The organism is Myroides sp. C15-4 (assembly GCF_050522745.1).
Taxonomy (GTDB): domain Bacteria; phylum Bacteroidota; class Bacteroidia; order Flavobacteriales; family Flavobacteriaceae; genus Flavobacterium.
In genome coordinates this window covers 1-18,017 of record NZ_JBMVQX010000004.1, presented here as the reverse complement: position 1 = coordinate 18,017, position 18,017 = coordinate 1, and the positions used below count along the sequence as shown (strand labels likewise).

12 protein-coding genes are annotated in these 18,017 nt (G+C 38.9%); 4 read left to right on the top strand and 8 right to left on the bottom strand.

The window, feature by feature from the left end:
• Positions 1–27 precede the first annotated feature (27 nt).
• Positions 28–1,119 carry a M42 family metallopeptidase gene (locus ACPDHL_RS02745; RefSeq protein ID WP_430531275.1) on the top strand — a complete coding sequence of 364 codons (1,092 nt, stop codon included), beginning with the start codon at positions 28–30 and terminating at the stop codon, positions 1,117–1,119.
• Between the two features lie 79 nt (positions 1,120–1,198).
• Here ACPDHL_RS02745 and ACPDHL_RS02740 read toward each other — a convergent pair whose 3' ends face one another.
• From ACPDHL_RS02740 to ACPDHL_RS02725, 4 genes are all read right to left on the bottom strand, one after another.
• Positions 1,199–3,124: an LTA synthase family protein gene (locus tag ACPDHL_RS02740; RefSeq protein ID WP_430531274.1), complete on the bottom strand. Its 1,926-nt coding sequence runs from the start codon at positions 3,122–3,124 to the stop codon at positions 1,199–1,201.
• 205 nt (positions 3,125–3,329) lie between these two features.
• Positions 3,330–4,505: an efflux RND transporter periplasmic adaptor subunit gene (locus tag ACPDHL_RS02735; RefSeq protein ID WP_430531273.1), complete on the bottom strand. Its 1,176-nt coding sequence runs from the start codon at positions 4,503–4,505 to the stop codon at positions 3,330–3,332.
• 12 nt (positions 4,506–4,517) lie between these two features.
• Entirely contained in the window at positions 4,518–8,876 is a 4,359-nt protein-coding gene (locus ACPDHL_RS02730; RefSeq protein WP_430531272.1) for a CusA/CzcA family heavy metal efflux RND transporter, read from the bottom strand.
• A gap of 70 nt (positions 8,877–8,946) precedes the next feature.
• A complete protein-coding gene (locus ACPDHL_RS02725; RefSeq protein WP_430531271.1) occupies positions 8,947–9,234 on the bottom strand; it encodes a hypothetical protein in 288 nt (95 codons plus the stop codon).
• Positions 9,235–9,715: 481 nt separating this feature from the next.
• Here ACPDHL_RS02725 and ACPDHL_RS02720 point away from each other — a divergent pair, with 481 nt between their 5' ends.
• Both ACPDHL_RS02720 and ACPDHL_RS02715 read left to right on the top strand, forming a co-directional pair.
• Complete coding sequence (locus ACPDHL_RS02720) at positions 9,716–10,255, top strand: AAA family ATPase (protein ID WP_430531270.1); 540 nt, start codon at positions 9,716–9,718, stop codon at positions 10,253–10,255.
• A gap of 46 nt (positions 10,256–10,301) precedes the next feature.
• Entirely contained in the window at positions 10,302–11,069 is a 768-nt protein-coding gene (locus ACPDHL_RS02715) for a sulfite exporter TauE/SafE family protein (protein ID WP_430531269.1), read from the top strand.
• Positions 11,070–11,144: 75 nt separating this feature from the next.
• Here ACPDHL_RS02715 and ACPDHL_RS02710 read toward each other — a convergent pair whose 3' ends face one another.
• The 4 genes from ACPDHL_RS02710 to ACPDHL_RS02695 all read right to left on the bottom strand — a co-directional run bounded on the left by ACPDHL_RS02710 (position 11,145) and on the right by ACPDHL_RS02695 (position 16,157).
• Entirely contained in the window at positions 11,145–12,719 is a 1,575-nt protein-coding gene (locus ACPDHL_RS02710; protein WP_430531268.1) for an MFS transporter, read from the bottom strand.
• 15 nt (positions 12,720–12,734) lie between these two features.
• Positions 12,735–13,859 carry an HlyD family secretion protein gene (locus tag ACPDHL_RS02705; RefSeq protein WP_430531267.1) on the bottom strand — a complete coding sequence of 375 codons (1,125 nt, stop codon included), beginning with the start codon at positions 13,857–13,859 and terminating at the stop codon, positions 12,735–12,737.
• 19 nt (positions 13,860–13,878) lie between these two features.
• Positions 13,879–15,198 carry a TolC family protein gene (locus tag ACPDHL_RS02700; protein ID WP_430531266.1) on the bottom strand — a complete coding sequence of 440 codons (1,320 nt, stop codon included), beginning with the start codon at positions 15,196–15,198 and terminating at the stop codon, positions 13,879–13,881.
• A gap of 86 nt (positions 15,199–15,284) precedes the next feature.
• Positions 15,285–16,157: a helix-turn-helix domain-containing protein gene (locus ACPDHL_RS02695; protein ID WP_430531265.1), complete on the bottom strand. Its 873-nt coding sequence runs from the start codon at positions 16,155–16,157 to the stop codon at positions 15,285–15,287.
• A 541-nt stretch (positions 16,158–16,698) separates the two neighbouring features.
• Between ACPDHL_RS02695 and ACPDHL_RS02690 the strand changes: the two genes are divergently transcribed.
• Positions 16,699–17,925, top strand: coding sequence for an MFS transporter (locus ACPDHL_RS02690; protein WP_430531264.1), 1,227 nt, complete (start codon positions 16,699–16,701; stop codon positions 17,923–17,925).
• Positions 17,926–18,017 lie beyond the last annotated feature (92 nt).

Here is an 18,017-nt window from a genome sequence, read left to right as displayed (position 1 = left end):
ATCAGTACATTCGTGTAAAAAATAATCATGGATAAAAATACAATATTAAATCAGGAATCCCTTGCTTTTTTGGAAACCTATTTGAATAATGCTTCTCCAACGGGCCATGAATACATAGGCCAAAAGCTTTGGATGGACTACTTACGTCCTTATGTAGATACTTTTATCACAGATACCTATGGCAATGCGGTAGGTGTCATCAATCCCGATGCACCATATAAAGTGGTGATTGAAGGACATGCAGATGAAATCTCTTGGTATGTCAAACACATCACAGATAACGGTTTTATACACGTCGTTCGCAATGGCGGTAGCGACCATATGATTGCGCCATCTAAACGCGTGAATATCCATACGGCTAATGGAATTGTTGAGGGTGTCTTTGGATGGCCAGCGATTCACATCCGAAATAGAGCAGGAAAAGAAGAAGCGCCAAAAATTGAAACAAATTTTATCGATGTAGGTTGTGACACCAAGCAAGAAGTATTGGATCTAGGGATTCACATTGGTTGTGTAATTACCTATCCTGATACGTTTACCATCTTAAACAACAAACGCTGGGTTTGTAGAGCATTAGATAACCGCATTGGAGGTTTTATGATTGCCGAAGTGGCGCGTTTACTAAAAGAAAACAAAAAAGAATTGCCTTTTGGCCTCTATATCGTCAATGCTGTACAAGAAGAAGTGGGATTACGCGGTGCTGAAATGATTACGCAAACCTTAAAACCCAATGTGGCGATTGTAACCGATGTATGTCACGATTCTAATACTCCTATGGTAGACAAAAACATCGAAGGAGACAACACCATCGGACAAGGACCTGTTATTGCTTATGCACCTGCTGTGCAAAACAAGCTGCGTGCCTTAATCGAACAAACAGCAACAAACAACCAAATTCCCTTTCAACGCAATGCCTTATCTCGTGTAACAGGTACAGATACTGATGCTTTTGCTTATAGCAATGGTGGAGTGGCTTCGGCTTTGATTTCTTTGCCGTTGCGCTATATGCACACCACGGTAGAAATGATTCACCAACAGGATGTGGAACATACAATCCAATTAATTTACCATACCTTACTGCAAATCGAAAACGGAGAGACTTTTTCGTATTTTAAATAGTTAATGGAGATGGGAAATGAGAGATGGGAAATGATTCACCACTCACCACTCACCCTTCTCCCTTCTCCCTTCTCCAATTTTACTTATCCAAACGCTTATCAATAATTCGATTAAAGTAATCTTGAATAAAGGCTTTACACTTCATTTCCAATTCTTGCATTTCTTTGTTCTTGTTTTGAATCAAATTATGCTCCAAGCCTTTATCATTGATGGCATAGAATCCCGTTACTTCTTTTCCATTGAATCGAACGATATAGTTTCCTTCCTGGTAGGTATATTCATTGGCTCCGTAATTAATAGTAAAAGGCTTAACGATACTGTCATTCAACAAGCTTCTGCCCCAGCTTCTGAAGGGTTTATCATACCCTATCATATCCAATAACGTTGGGTAAATATCAATTTGTTGGGCTAATTCTTTATTTACTCCTTTGTAGCGTTCGTCTGCGGTATAGAATAAAATTGGAACAGCTGTTCGATTCACCAATTTACGGTATTCATCGTAGTCAATTTGATTGGTATGATCGGCTGTAATAACGAAAATGGTGTTTTTAAACCACGGCTCTTTGCTACTTTCTTCAAAAAAGCGTTTAAATGCATAATCCGTATAGCCAACCGTTTGGTGGATTTGCTGATTTCCCTTTGGAAATTTCCCTTTATATTGCTCAGGTACCTGAAACGGTTCGTGAGAGGAAACGGTGAATAACGTTGCAAAGAAAGGTCCTTTCTTCTCATTCAACGTTTGACGCATGTATTGGAAAAAAGGTTCGTCCCAGATCCCCCATGTACCGTCAAAATCTTCATCGTTATTGTATTCTGTTTTTCCATAGTAATGATCATATCCCAAGATATTTCCAAAGCCTAAGAATCCCATTGAACCATTGGGAGCACCATGGAAAAAAGACGTATCATATCCCTTTGATTTCAGCGTAGAAACCAAGGATTCTATTTTTTGTTTTGGAAAAGGCGACGAGGTAAATGCATCTTTGAAAGACGGTATCCCTGCAATGACTGAAGACATCCCGTGAATTGATTTATATCCATTAGCAAAGGCATTGGGAAAAATCAAGCTATGTTGGGACAAAGAGTCAATAAAAGGCGTATAACTTTTATAGTTGGGAATATTCATGTCTTCATTAAAAGCGCCTACGTATTCTCTTGCGTAACTCTCTGTAATAAACAAGACAATATTGGGTGTAGCAGGATCATGGCCTTCATAGTGTTTTTGACCACTTACATAGCGATCTAATGTCGCTTGATCCATGAATTCTACCTTTTTAAAGCTTGTTTTACCAATGGTGCGCAAAATGGCAAAAGGCGTATTTAAAACGATATCTGCATGTTCTGGTTTCTCTACATGTCGATTGGCATCAATGATATTTAATGGACGTGTTGTTTTCTTTAAATCTCCACGTACCCCAGCGATAAAGCCAACACATACCACAACAAATATAACGGCACTAGAGAGGAAGTAATTCTTCTTCGTTGGCAATTCAAGTGGTTGGGTAAATTTTACGCGCTTGTACAAGTAAACCCACAAGACACAAAGACCAATGCACAAGGCAAATACATGCCAATAGTTCACCAAGAAGTTCAAAAACAATTGTCCTTTATTTGATTCGTGTTCTAAGCTGTCAAAAACGGCAATTGTCGTACGCGCATAGATAAAACGATAGTAGATAAAATCAATAAAATTGGTGGCATAGGCCAGTAAATTCGGAATGATATAGCTCCAAAACACTACTTTTTGGTACCCTTTGGTCGTGCTTTTAAAAATAGGCACGATCGACAACAGGATAAATAATCCATTGACATAAAAAATAGCCATGCGATCAAAGGTCAACCCGTGATAGGCCAATTTTAAAAACTGTCCTACTGAATCAACAGCAAGCAAATCACTATTGTATGTATAAAATAAAACACGGGCGATAAAATAAAAAAAGAAGGCTAAAAACAGTCGGTAAATAAATACCAACATTTCATTTAATCTAAAGCGATTTGAAAGCATGATCGGTTCCTCATTTAAAAATTGAACTACAAATTTAATTATTTCTAGGGCTTTCGCTATGCCCTAGGTCAATTCTTTTTGCCTTTTTAGCAGGAGGTTAATGGAATAGCCCCTAGTACAAACAAAGCGAATGACCTTTTGAGCCATCCGCTTTGCTTTTTCAAACGGTAAACTGTTAACCGATTAACCGTAAACTTAACTGTCACTAGTGACTATGCCCACCGCCACCTTCATTTTTAATTAAATGGCTTTGTAAATAGTAAGCCCCTTGCGTGACAATGTTGTATTGCTCTGGTACAGCCTCAATAATTTCTACTTGGGTATAGCCCAACTCCTTCACTCCCGTCTTAACTTCTACTCGTTTGTAATGAATATGTTCTCCGTGTTCAGCTCCTTCATCGGCAATAAAGATAAACTCTCTTCCATCGGCCTTTACAATGGCTGCATTGGGCAGGGCTTTTACCGTATTTGCTCCTATGTCAATCAGGGCATTGACATATAATCCCGGAATCAGATTATCAGGCACTTGATCAATATTGGCATGTGCAATAACGGTTTTTGTTCCTGGTTCAAATGCTTTTCCTATGCTAAAAATAGTAGCAGTCACTTCGGATCGGTTGATATTCGTCAAATTAAAAGACACCTTCTGCCCTTCGTGTACATAGGGTAAGTCTTTTTCATAAATCTTTAAGTCCAAGTGGATTTTTGAATTATCCACAAGTGAAAACAACGTTTGACCATTGGTGATATTCGTTCCCATACGAATGGGAATGGCAGCTACATTTCCGCTAATTGGCGCGACAATATTCAATGTTCGAGAAGATCCCTTCCCTACTAAAGACAGCTGATTGGTCAGTGATTGGTAGCGTGACTTTTCAATGTTTAATTCTGCCTTTGTTTTTTGGTAGGTCTTTTCCGAATTGACATTTTCTTCGCGTAGTGTTTGTTGTCTTTTATACTCCAGTTCCAGATACTCCAAATTGTTTTTTGAAATCTGGTAGTCCTCTTGCAACTTGATGTATTCGGGGCTATCTGCAACGGCTAATACCTGTCCTTTGCTTACGCGATCTCCTATATTCACCAAAATTTGCGTAATAGTTCCACTTAAAAAGGTTGTTACATCTGCTTGATTTTGAGGAGGTAATTCCGTTTGCCCATTGACTTTAATCACATCAGATAAGTTTTTATCCTCAAGCTGTCCCATGACAATACCTGCTGCCTTTTTTTGAGCAGCATTTAATTCCACTTCTTTGCTGGCATTTTCCTCCTGATCATGGTCTGCTTCTTGAGCAACCTCAGGGGTTGTCTTTTCCTTCTTATCTTGACATCCCACAAAGGACAAACTGCCCAAGGTAAGTAAAGCGATATATATTCTTTTCATTTTAAATTCAAATTATTGGTTAACTAAGTAATGGAGTGCATTATGTCCTAAATTGTATTGCAATACCGCATCTAAATAATTGATCTGAATGTTCAGAGCTGTTTCCATTGATTGGATATATTCTACATAGGAAATATCCCCATTATTATACGATTTATTGGCGTGATCTTGAATGATAGCGGCATTGCGCAAGGCACTCTCTTGGTAGTAGTCAATCACCGATTGCTGTGCGTTGATGATCTCCAATTGCTGTTGTACGGTTTCAGTTAATTGCTTGTGTAAGTACTCTTTTTCCAACGTAGCTTGTTCCATACTATAGCGCATGGCTTTGAGCTTTTTGGACTGGCTTCCGAAAAAGATTGGAATGGAAATTCCAACGGTATAACTTGGAATGCGCAATTCTCTTCCGTAATTCGCTCCATTGGCGCGCAATCCCGCTTCTGATTCAATCGCATACCCCAAGGTAATATCGGGTAATAATAGGGATCGTTCCATTTTACGCAGGGCTTCTACACGCTCAATTTCCTTTTCTGCCACTTGTAAGCTGTTATTTTCTTCCAAGTTCAAATCATCTAATGGATCATGTCTATCGTATTCCAACTCTTCTTCCAACAGGTCAAAATTGTCTTCTAAATTCAAATACGCTTTAATTTTTGATTTCTCATTTTGTAAGAACGTCCTATTTTGCGTTAGCAATACACTGATTTCCTGTTCTTTTGCTTGAGCTACATTGCTTTCCATTAAAGTTGTTTCTCCTGTTTCATAGCGCAACTTGGCCGATTTTGAAAAGGCTTGGAGCAGGGCAAATTGCTGCTCCAACAATTTCTTTTTGGACTGTGCATACAGGATATTTTCCCAAATTTGTCGAATTTCAAATTCGACGGTTATCGTTTTTCCCTGCATTTGAAGTTCAGCACTTTCGTAGTCCTTTTGCAATACCTGCTTCTTTTTTCCATAGGTAAAAGGACTAAACGCCTGGCTTACGGTCAGGTTGACATCTTTTTGCCCTTTGCCATTCAAATAACCAAATCCCATGGATACATCGGTTTTGGGTATATCATAGGCTGTTTTTACGAGTTGCTCCTGACTCAAAACATGGGCTCTTGAGGCTTTTAGGCTTTGGTTATTCTCTCTTGCTAATTCCAATGCTTGATCCAATGAAATACGCTTTACGGTTTGGGTTTGATCTTGTGCTTGTACCTGTCCTACTCCAAGGGTAAATAAAAGCGTTAACACAGCTGTTGTACTGGCATTCACTTTATTCTTTTTTCCAAAACCTCTTTCCTCGTAGTAATAGATAATAGGCAATACCAATAAGGTCAACAAGGTGGCGGTAATTAACCCTCCAATCACGACAGTTGCCAACGGTTTTTGCACCTCTGCCCCTGCACTCGTGCTCAATGCCATGGGCAAGAATCCCAAAGAAGCCACTGAAGCGGTTAACAATACAGGTCGGAGGCGTATTTTTGTACCTTCTATAATTCGTTCGTATAATCCCATTCCTTGTTCTTTTAGTTGATTAAACTGCCCAATGAGGACAATACCATTTAATACAGCAACGCCAAATAGAGCGATAAATCCAACACCTGCAGAAATACTAAATGGCATATCGCGCATCCATAAGGCGGCTACACCACCAATGGCAGAGAGTGGAATCGCAGTAAAAATAATCAGTGATTGCTTGACTGATTTAAATGTAAAATACAGCAACACAAAGATTAACGCCAAAGCAATAGGAACGGCGATCATCAAGCGATTAGTCGCTTCAACCAGGTTTTCAAATTGACCACCATAGGTAATATAATAGCCATCTGGCAGTTCCAATCGCTCGTCCAAACGCGCTTGAATATCGTGAACCACACTTTTTACATCACGACCTTTTACATTGAATCCCAACACAATACGTCTTCGTCCATCTTCACGGCTAATTTGTTGAGGCCCATCTTCATAGTCTATATCTGCAATCTGACTCAATGGAATTTGTTGCCCATTGCCTAGGGGAATAAAAAAGTGCTTTAAATTTTCAATATCGGAACGCGATTCTTGATCCAATCGCACCACTAGATCAAAACGCTTTTCCCCTTCGTAGACCAAGCCCGTGGTCTCTCCTGCAAATCCCGCGCGAATAATCTGACTGATATCGGCAATTTTCAATCCGTATAGTGCCAATTTATCTTTGTCGTATTTGATTGAAATCTGTGGCAAACCCGTTACGCGTTCTAATTTTGGACTAGAAACCCCAGGAATATCAGCTATCATTCCATTGATATCATCGCCAATACTCGCCAGACGATCGAGATCTTCACCGAATACTTTAATCGCTACATCGCTTCGAACGCCCGTCATCAATTCGTTAAAACGCATTTGAATCGGCTGAGAAAACTCTGTCGTTACGCCAGGAATTTCTTCCAATGCCGCTTCCATTTTATCAATGAGTTCTTCTTTCGTTTTGGCGGATGTCCACTCCTTTTTTTCTTTGAGTACAATAATCATATCCGCAGCCTCCATTGGCATGGGGTCTGTTGGAATTTCAGCACTTCCAATTTTGGAAATCACCATCTTTACCTCGGGGAATTGTTCCATCAAAATCTGCTCCGCTTTGGTGGTCGTCTCAATCTCTTGTGACAGGGAGCTTCCTGATGAAATGATAATATGGGTTGCTAAATCTCCTTCATCCAACGTTGGAATAAATTCGCCCCCCATTTTACTGAACACCACGAGAGCAAAGGCAAACAAACCAAAAGCAACCACTAAAACAAGTCGTTTTATTTTGAATGCCTTTTCTAAAATCGGTTTGTACCCTTGGTAAAGTTTATCGATTAATTTATCACTAAAATTCGGTTTTACTTTTCCCGCTTCTTTCTTTAAAAATAAAGCAGAGGCCATGGGAACATAGGTCAGTGAAAGAATAAATGCCCCTAAGATGGCAAAGGACACCGTCATAGCCATCGGACCAAACATCTTGCCTTCAATCCCCGTTAGCGCCAAAATAGGCAAGTACACAATTAAAATGATGATTTCACCAAAAGAAGCACTTGTTCTTATTTTAGAGGCAGCGGTGTACACCTCTTGATTCATCTCCTGTTGGGAGAGTTTTCTATTTTTGCCCAAATGCAGTCGATGAACAATCGCTTCAACAATAATAACTGCGCCATCGACGATCAATCCAAAGTCAATGGCCCCCAAACTCATTAAGTTTCCACTAACGCCAAATAATTTCATTAAGCTAATGGCAAATAACAAGGATAGAGGGATTACCGAAGCAACGATTAAACCTGCGCGCCAATTTCCTAAAAGCAAAACCAGTACAAATACCACGATTAATGCTCCTTCTAACAGGTTATTTTGAATGGTATTCACGGTTTTATCAATCAGTTTGGTTCGATCGATAAACGACTCTATCGCAACACCTTCGGGTAAGGTTTTTTCAATTTGCGCCATTTTTTCTTTGACCAATTTCACTACATCTTGGGTATTGGCATCTTTCAACATCATCACCATACCACTTACATCCTCGCCTTTTCCATCTTTGGTCACCGCTCCATAGCGAATACTACTTCCAATCTTCACTTCCGCTACATCGCGAATTAAAATTGGTGTTCCATTCACTGTTTTAACCACAATTTTCTCAATGTCTTCCATCGATTGAACCATTCCAATGCTTCGAATAAAATAAGCATAGGGTTTTTTATCGATATAGGCACCTCCTGTATTTTCGTTATTCTGTTCTAAGGCATCAAAAATTTCAAGAATGGAGGTATCCATACTTTTGAGGCGATCGGGTTGTACAGCCACCTCATATTGTTTCAAATGTCCCCCCAAAGTGTTGACTTCAGCAACACCCTTCACCCCAATTAATTGAGGTTTAATAATCCAATCCTGAATGGTACGTAAATCCATACTGTTGTACTGATCTTCATACCCTTCTTTGGAATAAACGACATATTGGTATATTTCTCCTAAGCCCGTACTTACTGGAGCTAACTCAGGCGTTCCTACATTTTTGGGAATCACTTCTTCTGCTGCTTTCAGATTTTCATTGATCTGATTTCTAGCCCAATAAATATCGGTATCTTCTGTAAAAACAACGGTTACTACGCTCAATCCAAAGCGGCTAATGGAGCGAAGTTCAGTAATATTAGGGATGGGCTTAACGGCTTGTTCAATGGGATAAGTAATGAACTGCTCTACCTCTTGTGTAGCTAAAGTTGGCGAGCTTGTAATAATTTGAACCTGATTATTCGTAATATCAGGCTGTGTATCCATAGGCAAATGCACCAAAGAATAACTTCCTACTGCGATGAGTCCCAGCACAAAGAGTCCTACAATGAATTTGTTTCGGATACTAAATTGAATAATTTTATCTAGCATCTTGGTATAAATATAAAGGGAATAAAAGCGTTAACTTCTCCTAGAAGTTTACGTTCATAAATCGATACATTTAGACCAGCTTAGGCGGCTGCCAGATGTGATAAACAAGGTTTTCTACAAAGGGATAAGGGTGTATTGTTTTCGCTGTACGTACCGTTTGTACAGGAGCATCAAGTACGTAGCTTGGTAAACTGATGTTCACCGATACCGCACAACATACACAAGCACAAAAAGGAGAGCATGCGTCAGGTGTATCGGCCTTGTGTTTGGCTTCATACACGTGATCGGCCACGGACTCTACAGCTGCTATAGATGAAACATATCGATCTGCACAAGGATAGAACGAAATAACCAGCACGGTTATCGCTAAAAGTAAAGATAGTATGTAGGTGTACTGTTTCATCCGAACAAAAATAGCAAGACTTTTTTAATTTTAATACTCTTTTTAGCTCTTTGCAACCCTGTTGCATGACAAAAATTAAATATTTTTTAAAAAGCTAAAAACTGGCATCATGTTTGCAATATGTTAAATATAAAAATTATTTAAAATAATAATAACATAAATCAAAAAATAAATTACATTTGATTAACTGAGAAAAACAAGAATACCCAAAATAGCCCGCTAGAGATAGCAAAAACAACAAACAACAAACGAAGTAGCCTTTTCTTTCCCAGGAAAAGGCTTTTCACATCTTGGTCTACAGCCAACGGTTTATGGTTTACAGCTAACGGTTTAGTTACTAGACGTTGATCATTCACCACTTTCCCTTTTCCACTTTCCACTCACCACTCACCGCTTTCCACTCACGCAAACAAAATATAACTTAAAAATTAAAAAAATGATTCCCTATTACATTTTCACTGGTGGCCCAGGTAGCGGGAAGTCTTCTGTTCTTGAAGCACTTGCTCTAAAAGGGTATACAACCGTTCCAGAAGTGGGACGTGCCATTATCAAACAACAAATGCAACAAGGTGGCGAAGCGCTTCCTTGGTTGAATAAACAGCTTTTTTTTGAACAGATGTTTACCCAATCCCTTGCTGATTATCACAAGCAACCGAAAGAAACACTTACTTTTTTTGATCGCGGCTTGCTCGATAGCATCGGTTACGCTACGCTCGAAGAACTTGATATCTTCCCGTACCACTTTGATGGTGCTCGAGAAACAGCATATGCCCCTCTTGTTTTTATTTTTCCGCCTTGGGAGGCGATCTATCAAAATGATACCGAACGAAAACAAGACTTTCAACTCGCTCAACAAACCTATGAGGTCATGCAAATTACCTACAAAAAAATGGGCTATCAACTTCTAGAAGTCCCACTCACCTCTATCGAAAAACGAGTAGAATTTATTCTACATACACTAGACATAAACCGATAGAAGAATTACCTTTGCACTCGAAATAACATAGGTTATTTTATACGTTATGGAACTCGATATTATCTTCTATCTGTGTATAGTAGCTTTTTGTGCAGGCTTTATTGATGCTATTGCCGGCGGTGGTGGATTGATTCAAACTCCCTTAGGGCTTGCCTTACTGCCTGCTATTCCCGTATCATCCGTGATCGGAACACTAAAAATACCTGCTTTTTCAGGCACAGCTATTGCCGTACTGCAATACCTCAAACGAACGAAAATCCAATGGTCGTATTTTTTACTACTGGCTGCTTTATCTTGTGCAAGTGCCTTCCTCGGATCTTATACACTGACGATAGTAAACAATGACTTTATGAAGCCGTTACTACTCGTGATCCTCATTGCACTTTGGGTATTTACTTATTTCAAAAAAGACTTTACAAAGAAGCACCTCACTGAAATAACTGCAAAAAAAAGATATACCTACGGTATTCTTATCTCACTGGTGATTGGTTTTTACGATGGATTTATTGGTCCCGCAACGGGAACCTTCTTCATTATGGGGTTTGTCTTTTTAATTGGTTTTGACTTTTTTAAAGCTTCTGCTTATGCCAAACTCATCAACTTATTTACCAATTTAGGGAGTATTTGTCTCTTCTTGTTAAAAGGACAGATTCTGTGGTCCGTAGCACTACCTATGGCCATATGCAATGGTATTGGAGGATATTGTGGAGCGAAATTAGCCATCCTAAAAGGGCAACAATGGGTGCGCTATGTGTTCTTGTTTATTATGCTTATTGCTATTTGTCGATTTGGCTATGAGGTGATTAACAGATAACGGTTTACTAACGCTTAACTCATAAAAAAAGCAGCCTCTATAAAAGAAAACTGCTTTTCGCACAAACCTATACTCTTACGTATGTAAATCTTCCTCAATCTTTTCTCGGTCTTTACTGCTAATCCACAGTTGTCCAATTTTAGATAAGCGGATTCGCGTTAGTACATCTTTTGTTCGACCGTAGTGGTGAAACAAGGCATAAAGTAAAATACCGATACCTAGTATATTTAAAAACCCAAAAATAATTTTATTGGCTGCGAGGATTGCATTGAGTTGAACGGTCCCTAGATTGAGTTTTCCTCCTGTTTGAATCAGCAGAACATCATCCAAATATACCGCGAGATTACTCAAGCTCTGTACTTGCAATTTGTATTGCAACCACGAAAATAATGCGCTAAAAATACCCAAAGAGATAAAGGTTCTCCACAACAGCACAAAGCCTATCAAACTCAATAAACTAGGGATATCCAACTGATCCAGTGTATAGTACCAAATCACAATAAACAAAATGCTCATTCCCATTCCTTTGAAGAACATGGGCAATAACCACATCGTATAATTTAACTCAGGTACCATAAAGAAATACATCATCACGGTATACAACACAAAAGAAGCAAACCCAATGAAGGTCAACATACGTATTGGAATTAAGTGGTTAAACCACTTATAGGCAATAATTGCACCGACAAGTAAACCGGGAATCATCATCACATTTAACGATGCATTGGTCAGTGCATTGTATCCTAAAACTCCCATAGCAAAGGTGTTTTGCAAATTGGTCGTTGCTAAATACATCCCCAAAAAGAGCAACATCACAATACCATGTCGCACGTTGTTCTTTTTAAAGGCCTTGAGTGACAAAAAAGGACGAGTTAATAGCTGTTGGCGAAAGAAAAAGGCAAAAGTCAGTAGGACAAACGATACGGTGGCGTATTGAATATGCGTGGAGTTAAACCAATCTTGTTGTTTGCCAAAAGCTAAGATATATCCCAAAATCATAAAGGAGCTGGTGTATAGCAAAACGCTGATCCAATCAATATAGAACAAGGGAACTTTGCGCATAAAACGCTGATTGTGTTGAAAAACAACACAAACTAAGGCAGTTACTAAACAAATCGCAGCATAATATAAATAGCCAAATTGCCAATTGGCATAATAGGATACTTTGGTTATATAGTAGCCTGCAATTTGCGTAACAATCAATACAGCGGTATAAAAAATACTGTAAAAGCGCCCGCGGTTTCCATCTTTTGATAAAATAAACATCAACGGTAGTACAACTTCCATCATCCCCAGCATTTTGAAAACGCCAATTAAAAAAGAAGCGCCAATAATTACTTGCGGTTGATGTGTGGTTCCCATCACAGTATAAAAAAGGGCAATTCCTGTTAAACTACCCACTAAAATTTCTTTGGTTCGAAAACGAGCTTTGATACGGACAATCAAAGGCATAACCGTTCCCATCCCCACTACACTCGCATAATTCGCCCATAAATAGTATTCACTCATGGCGCCTGTACTCCCTACGAGATACGTAATATTGGACGTATAAATGGCACTTACTCCAAAGAAAATCAGTGCAATTACCACCAAGAGTAATAGCATGATAGGCTTGGGAACCCAAGAGTGAAATAAACCTTGATTATACATAAATTCGCTGTTGTTCTACTTATTTTTCAGTTGGACATTCATATTCATTCCCGCTTTTAGACGACCTAGTAGTTCTTGCTTATTGGTCGCTGTAAATTCAATACGCACGGGAATACGCTGTTGTACTTTGACGAAATTACCGGTTGAATTGTCCGTTGGCATACTAGAATAGCGATTTCCTGTTGCAGCAGAAATAGCTGTTACAACACCTTCAAACTGCTCTCCTCTTACTGCATCAGCTGTCATCGTTAAAATAGTTCCAATCTCCACATCGGGCATTTGCGATTCTAAGAAATTCGCCGTTACCCACTTCTCATTGTCGCGCACAATGGTTGTAATTTGCTGACTTGGGTTTAGTAGTTGACCTGCATTAATCAATCTTCTTCCCATCGTGCCATCATAAGGAGCGCGAATCACGGTATAAGACAAATTGAGCTGCGCCATAGCTAGCATGGCTTTGGTGCGTTTGATATCTGCGTCATTTAAAGCCAATCGCGTGTCGATTTCCGATACGGATAAACGCGTTGTCGTTTGTTGTTTTTTCAAGGCATCATACGCTGCTTTCGCCGCTTGATACTCCGTATTCATCTGATCATATTGCTGTTGTGTCACGGCTTCCACTTTGAGTAAGCGCTGAAAGCGATTTTTATTTTGCTCTGCATTCCACAAACGCGCTTGTGCTCCTTGAATATTAGAGTCAAAAACGCCAATGGTATTACTTGCCGTTTGTCGAGCAGATAAGGTTACCTCTTTTGCAGCTATCGCACTTAAATATGCCGCTTCTGCTTGTTCTACTTGGGTGCGAATCTCGCTCTCATCCAAAATAACAAGTGTATCTCCCTGTTTAACCCTTTGGTGTTCAATGAATCGGATATCCTTGATATAAGCTGATACCCGAGTATTGATTGGGTTAATATACTCTTCTACTTGAGCCGATTCGGTATAATCCTTATCTCCAATGTGGAAGTATTTGGTTAAGAGCCAATAAAAAGCAAAAGCTACAACCAAAAAGGTCAAGGTGTTTAAAAATATAATCTTTCGCTTTTTCGTTACCTCTTGTTTGTGATTAATCGTAATCGGAGCACTTTTTTTTGCTTGTGGCTCTGTCGGTGTCGTATGCGTATTGTCTGTTTGTTCCATGTGAATAATCCTTCGTTTCTTACAACGTTCCCGTTGCTTTTACTAAACTGTAATATTGATAAAGTACATTAATCTGAGCATTAGCATATTGCAATTCTGCTTCGAGTTTGGCATTTGTAGCATCTGTCATTTCCGCTTGGATAGCCAATTGATTTAAGTATTTTGCCTCGATAATGCGGTAATTTTCTTGGGCCAATTGCTGACTTCTTTCTAACAAATGAGCATTTTGAATCGCTTCTTCATATTTAGAATAGGCAGCGTGTACGCTCATTTCTACTTGTTGCATGGCCCATACCTTCGTTTCTTCTGCCTTTTCTTTTTGTAAGCGTTCTAACTTGACCTTTTTAGGTGTTTTATATAAATTGTCTAAGCTGTAGTTCAACGATACGCCAACCTGCCACGTATTCGAATACATATCTAGGACTGGATTTGACGTTGTAATGGGTCTGCTCATCGAATACCCTCCTATCGCCGCTAAGGCAGGATACTGGTCTGTTTTGGCAAGGGCAATTTTTTTATCCGCAGCTAACACCGCTTGATCGGTTAATTGCAAGGTTGGATGGTGTTCATAAGCCAATGACAAATACTGATCGTAAAGTCCTACTAATTCCTTTTCGTCAATTTCTTCCGTTGGTAAAATTGTTGTTTGGGTATCCAATCCCAAGGCAATAGCCAAATTGTAGTTGACAATATTTAGCTTGTTATTCACGACTAATAAGGCCTGGTCCATATTTTGCAACGCCAGTTCACCGCGAATCACTTCATTGCGGGTCAACATACCTTGGCTGTAAAATTGCTTGACATTTTCTAGTCGAATTTGCCCTAATTGCTTGTTATTTTGGTAAACTTCTTGCTGATTTAAAAGCTTATAGAGATCTAAATAGCTGGAAATTACTAAAAACTTAATACTTTGTTGGTCGTTGACCCAGTCCAATGCAGCAATCTGCTCACCAATTTTTGCGAGTTCAATGGATTTTTTAATCGCGCCACCTTTAAAGAGTAATTCCGATGCCTGAATCGCATAAGAATTGCCAAAATGAGGCATATCATTTGTCGTTACTTTAGAGAAATCCCGATCGAGAATTAAAGCGTCTCCAATATAAGCAGCAGTTGCTGAAACGCCAATCGTCGGTAGTTGTTGTAGTTTTAAAACTTGAGTTTGTTGATTTGCAATATCTTTTTGTTGAGCGCTGATTTTCAACTGTTGGTGATTGGCTAACGCTAACTCAATGATTTCGTCTACCGTTAATTTTGTGGTATGCTCTTGTGCATATCCCCCAGTAGTCGAAAACAATAAAGCTGCAAAACCACCCAAGATTATGCGCCATTTACTTTTCATTCTTCACTTTGTTTTAGGCAGACAAAGTTAATTTGCTTCTACTCGAGTCACAATGATCGAAATTAACCATTAGATGTTCAAAAGTACTATTTCTTACTTTTAAATGAGGCCCTATATTGCGTTGGACTCATTTTTTGATGTTTTTTAAAGAAGTGAGTAAAAGCATATTGATCACTAAAATGCAAGGTAGTTGCAATTTCTTTGAGTGAATTCGTCGTTGTACTTAATTGAGCTTTAGCCTCATTTACCACAAATTCACTGATAATCTGATTGGGTGTTCGTTGAGCGACTTCCTTCACAACCGCACTCAAATAACGGATGGATATATGCATAGCATCTGCGTAAAACTGTACGCTTTTAGATTGCAAATAGTGTTCAGCTACTAGGTTAAAGAACGCATAAGCCAGTTTTTGTTGTCGACTGAGTTGCAAGACTTGTTCTTCGTGCAAAGGAGTAACGATACTAACCAAATGGTACAACAAGATATTGAAGTAATTTTGAATGATCTGCTCCGCATAAGCAATCTCTTTGTGGTGTTGGGTATAGTAGATCAACAAGGTTAGGTTATCCCAAAACACAATAAATTCTTCCGTGGGAATGGTAAAAATTCGCCTCAATTGATTTTTCAAATCTTTGTACACTTTCACTCGATTTAGTTGAAAGGTGTTGTGTTCTACAAAATCGCGATCATAGCCCAACAAGCGAAACTCGGTGTGGGGTTCAATTTCTAAGATTTCATATACATACTTGGTGTTAATCAAGAGAAAAGAAGTACGGGTAATTTCAATTTCATGGATTTGTTCCTTCATTCGGATGCGTCCTGTGTAGACAAACAAAATAGACGATCGCTTGGGGCGATAGGGACGTCCAGGGTATGCAGTTTCAAATAGGGTCTCCTCCGTATAAATGCGAAGTGCCTCGTAATACTCGTTCTCTTGTTCTGTAGTTGTTGCTATCATAGTGCATATTGAGTGCACAAAGTACAAAATGATTCCATAGGTTGTTCCTCTTTTATAGGTCACTATAAAATAAACAAATCAAATACTTACACGCTAAAATCGCATTTTACATAAACTATTCAAATAATTTTTCCTTTATACCAGCAAACTAATAATAATAGGTATACTTTTTGCTAACTATAAATTAGTTGTTTATTCCTTTCGAAGGCCCTTTTTAGAAATTGTTTCTATAGTAGGTAGCATTCGAGAAGAACATACATAAATTGAGTTATTATTACTCACTTAAAGATTTTCATTCAATTTTTAGCTACTACTATTTGTCATCAACACGCCGTTCAAACTGCGTGTCAACTAAATTGTTCTTCTATCTATTTAGTGACAAATAGTAGTTTATTTTCGCTATTTTATCTAATTCTAAATAGCACTACCCCCCTTAGACAAACTGTTCTTTACACTTAATAAAGCGCTATATTTGCATGCTTTTTCCTTTCCTCAACACAGGAATCAAAAGGAACAAGTAGAACGCATAGATCATTCAATTATGGAAACAAAGACAACAATACCTTTTTCAAGGTATGAGAAATTTGTCATCTTTATACTGGCTATTACCCAATTTACCGTTATTTTAGATTTTATGGTTATGGCACCCTTAGGGGATTTACTCCTAAAGAGTTTAGCCATGGATACGCAAGATTTTGGAATTGCGGTATCGGCTTATGCTTTTAGTGCAGGTGCATCGGGGCTACTAACCGCAGGTTTTGCGGATAAATTTGATCGCAAAAAATTATTGCTGTTCTTCTATATTGGTTTTATCGTTGGAACCTTGTTCTGTGGTTTGGCCTACTCCTATGAAACACTGGTTGCAGCTCGAATTTTCACGGGTCTATTTGGCGGTGTAATCGGTTCTATCTCTATGGCAATCATAACAGATATCTTTAGCTTACAACAACGTGGACGCGTGATGGGATTTATTCAAATGGGATTTGGGGCGAGTCAAGTATTGGGTATTCCCATTGGTCTTTATATTGCTAATAAATGGGTATGGGAAGCTCCTTTCTTTTTAATTGTCGCTCTTTCCATTCTTATCGCATTGCTTATTTTCCTATACCTACGTCCTGTCAATGCACATTTGGCTTTACAACAAGAAAATAAACCGCTGGTTCACTTATGGAATACGCTCAAAAACAAAGAATACCGCATCGGTTTTGTCGCTACTACCTTTCTATCCGTAGGCGGCTTTATGATGATGCCCTTCGGTACTATATTTGCCGTTAATAACTTAGGAGTGCATCCGGATCAATTGCCTTTGCTCTTTATGGTTTCGGGAGTAACTTCTCTTATTTTTATGCCTTTTATTGGTAAACTCAGTGATAAAATGAACAAATACCTCCTCTTTAGTATCGCTTCTTTTTGGTTGATGCTCGTTTGTGTGGTGTATACGAATATGGCGCAAATTCCGCTGTGGTTGGTTATGCTGATTAATATTTTCATGATGTTCGGAATTATGAGCCGCATGGTACCATCTTCTGCACTTACTAGTGCTGTACCTGAAGGAAAAGATCGCGGTGCTTTTATGAGCATCAACTCCTCTATTCAACAGATTGCTGGCGGAATTGCCGCAGCAATCGCAGGACTTATCGTTTATCAAGAGCACAAAAATAGCCCCCTAATGAACTATGACATTGTAGGCTATGTTGTTGTAGGTGTTTCTTGCTTGAGTATCCTCTTGATGTATCGTGTAAATCAATTGATTAAAACGAAGCGATAACTGGGTTATGAGTTATGGGTTATGAGTTATGGGTTATGAGTTATGGGTTATGAGTTATGGGTTATGAGTTATGGGTTATGAGTTATGGGTTA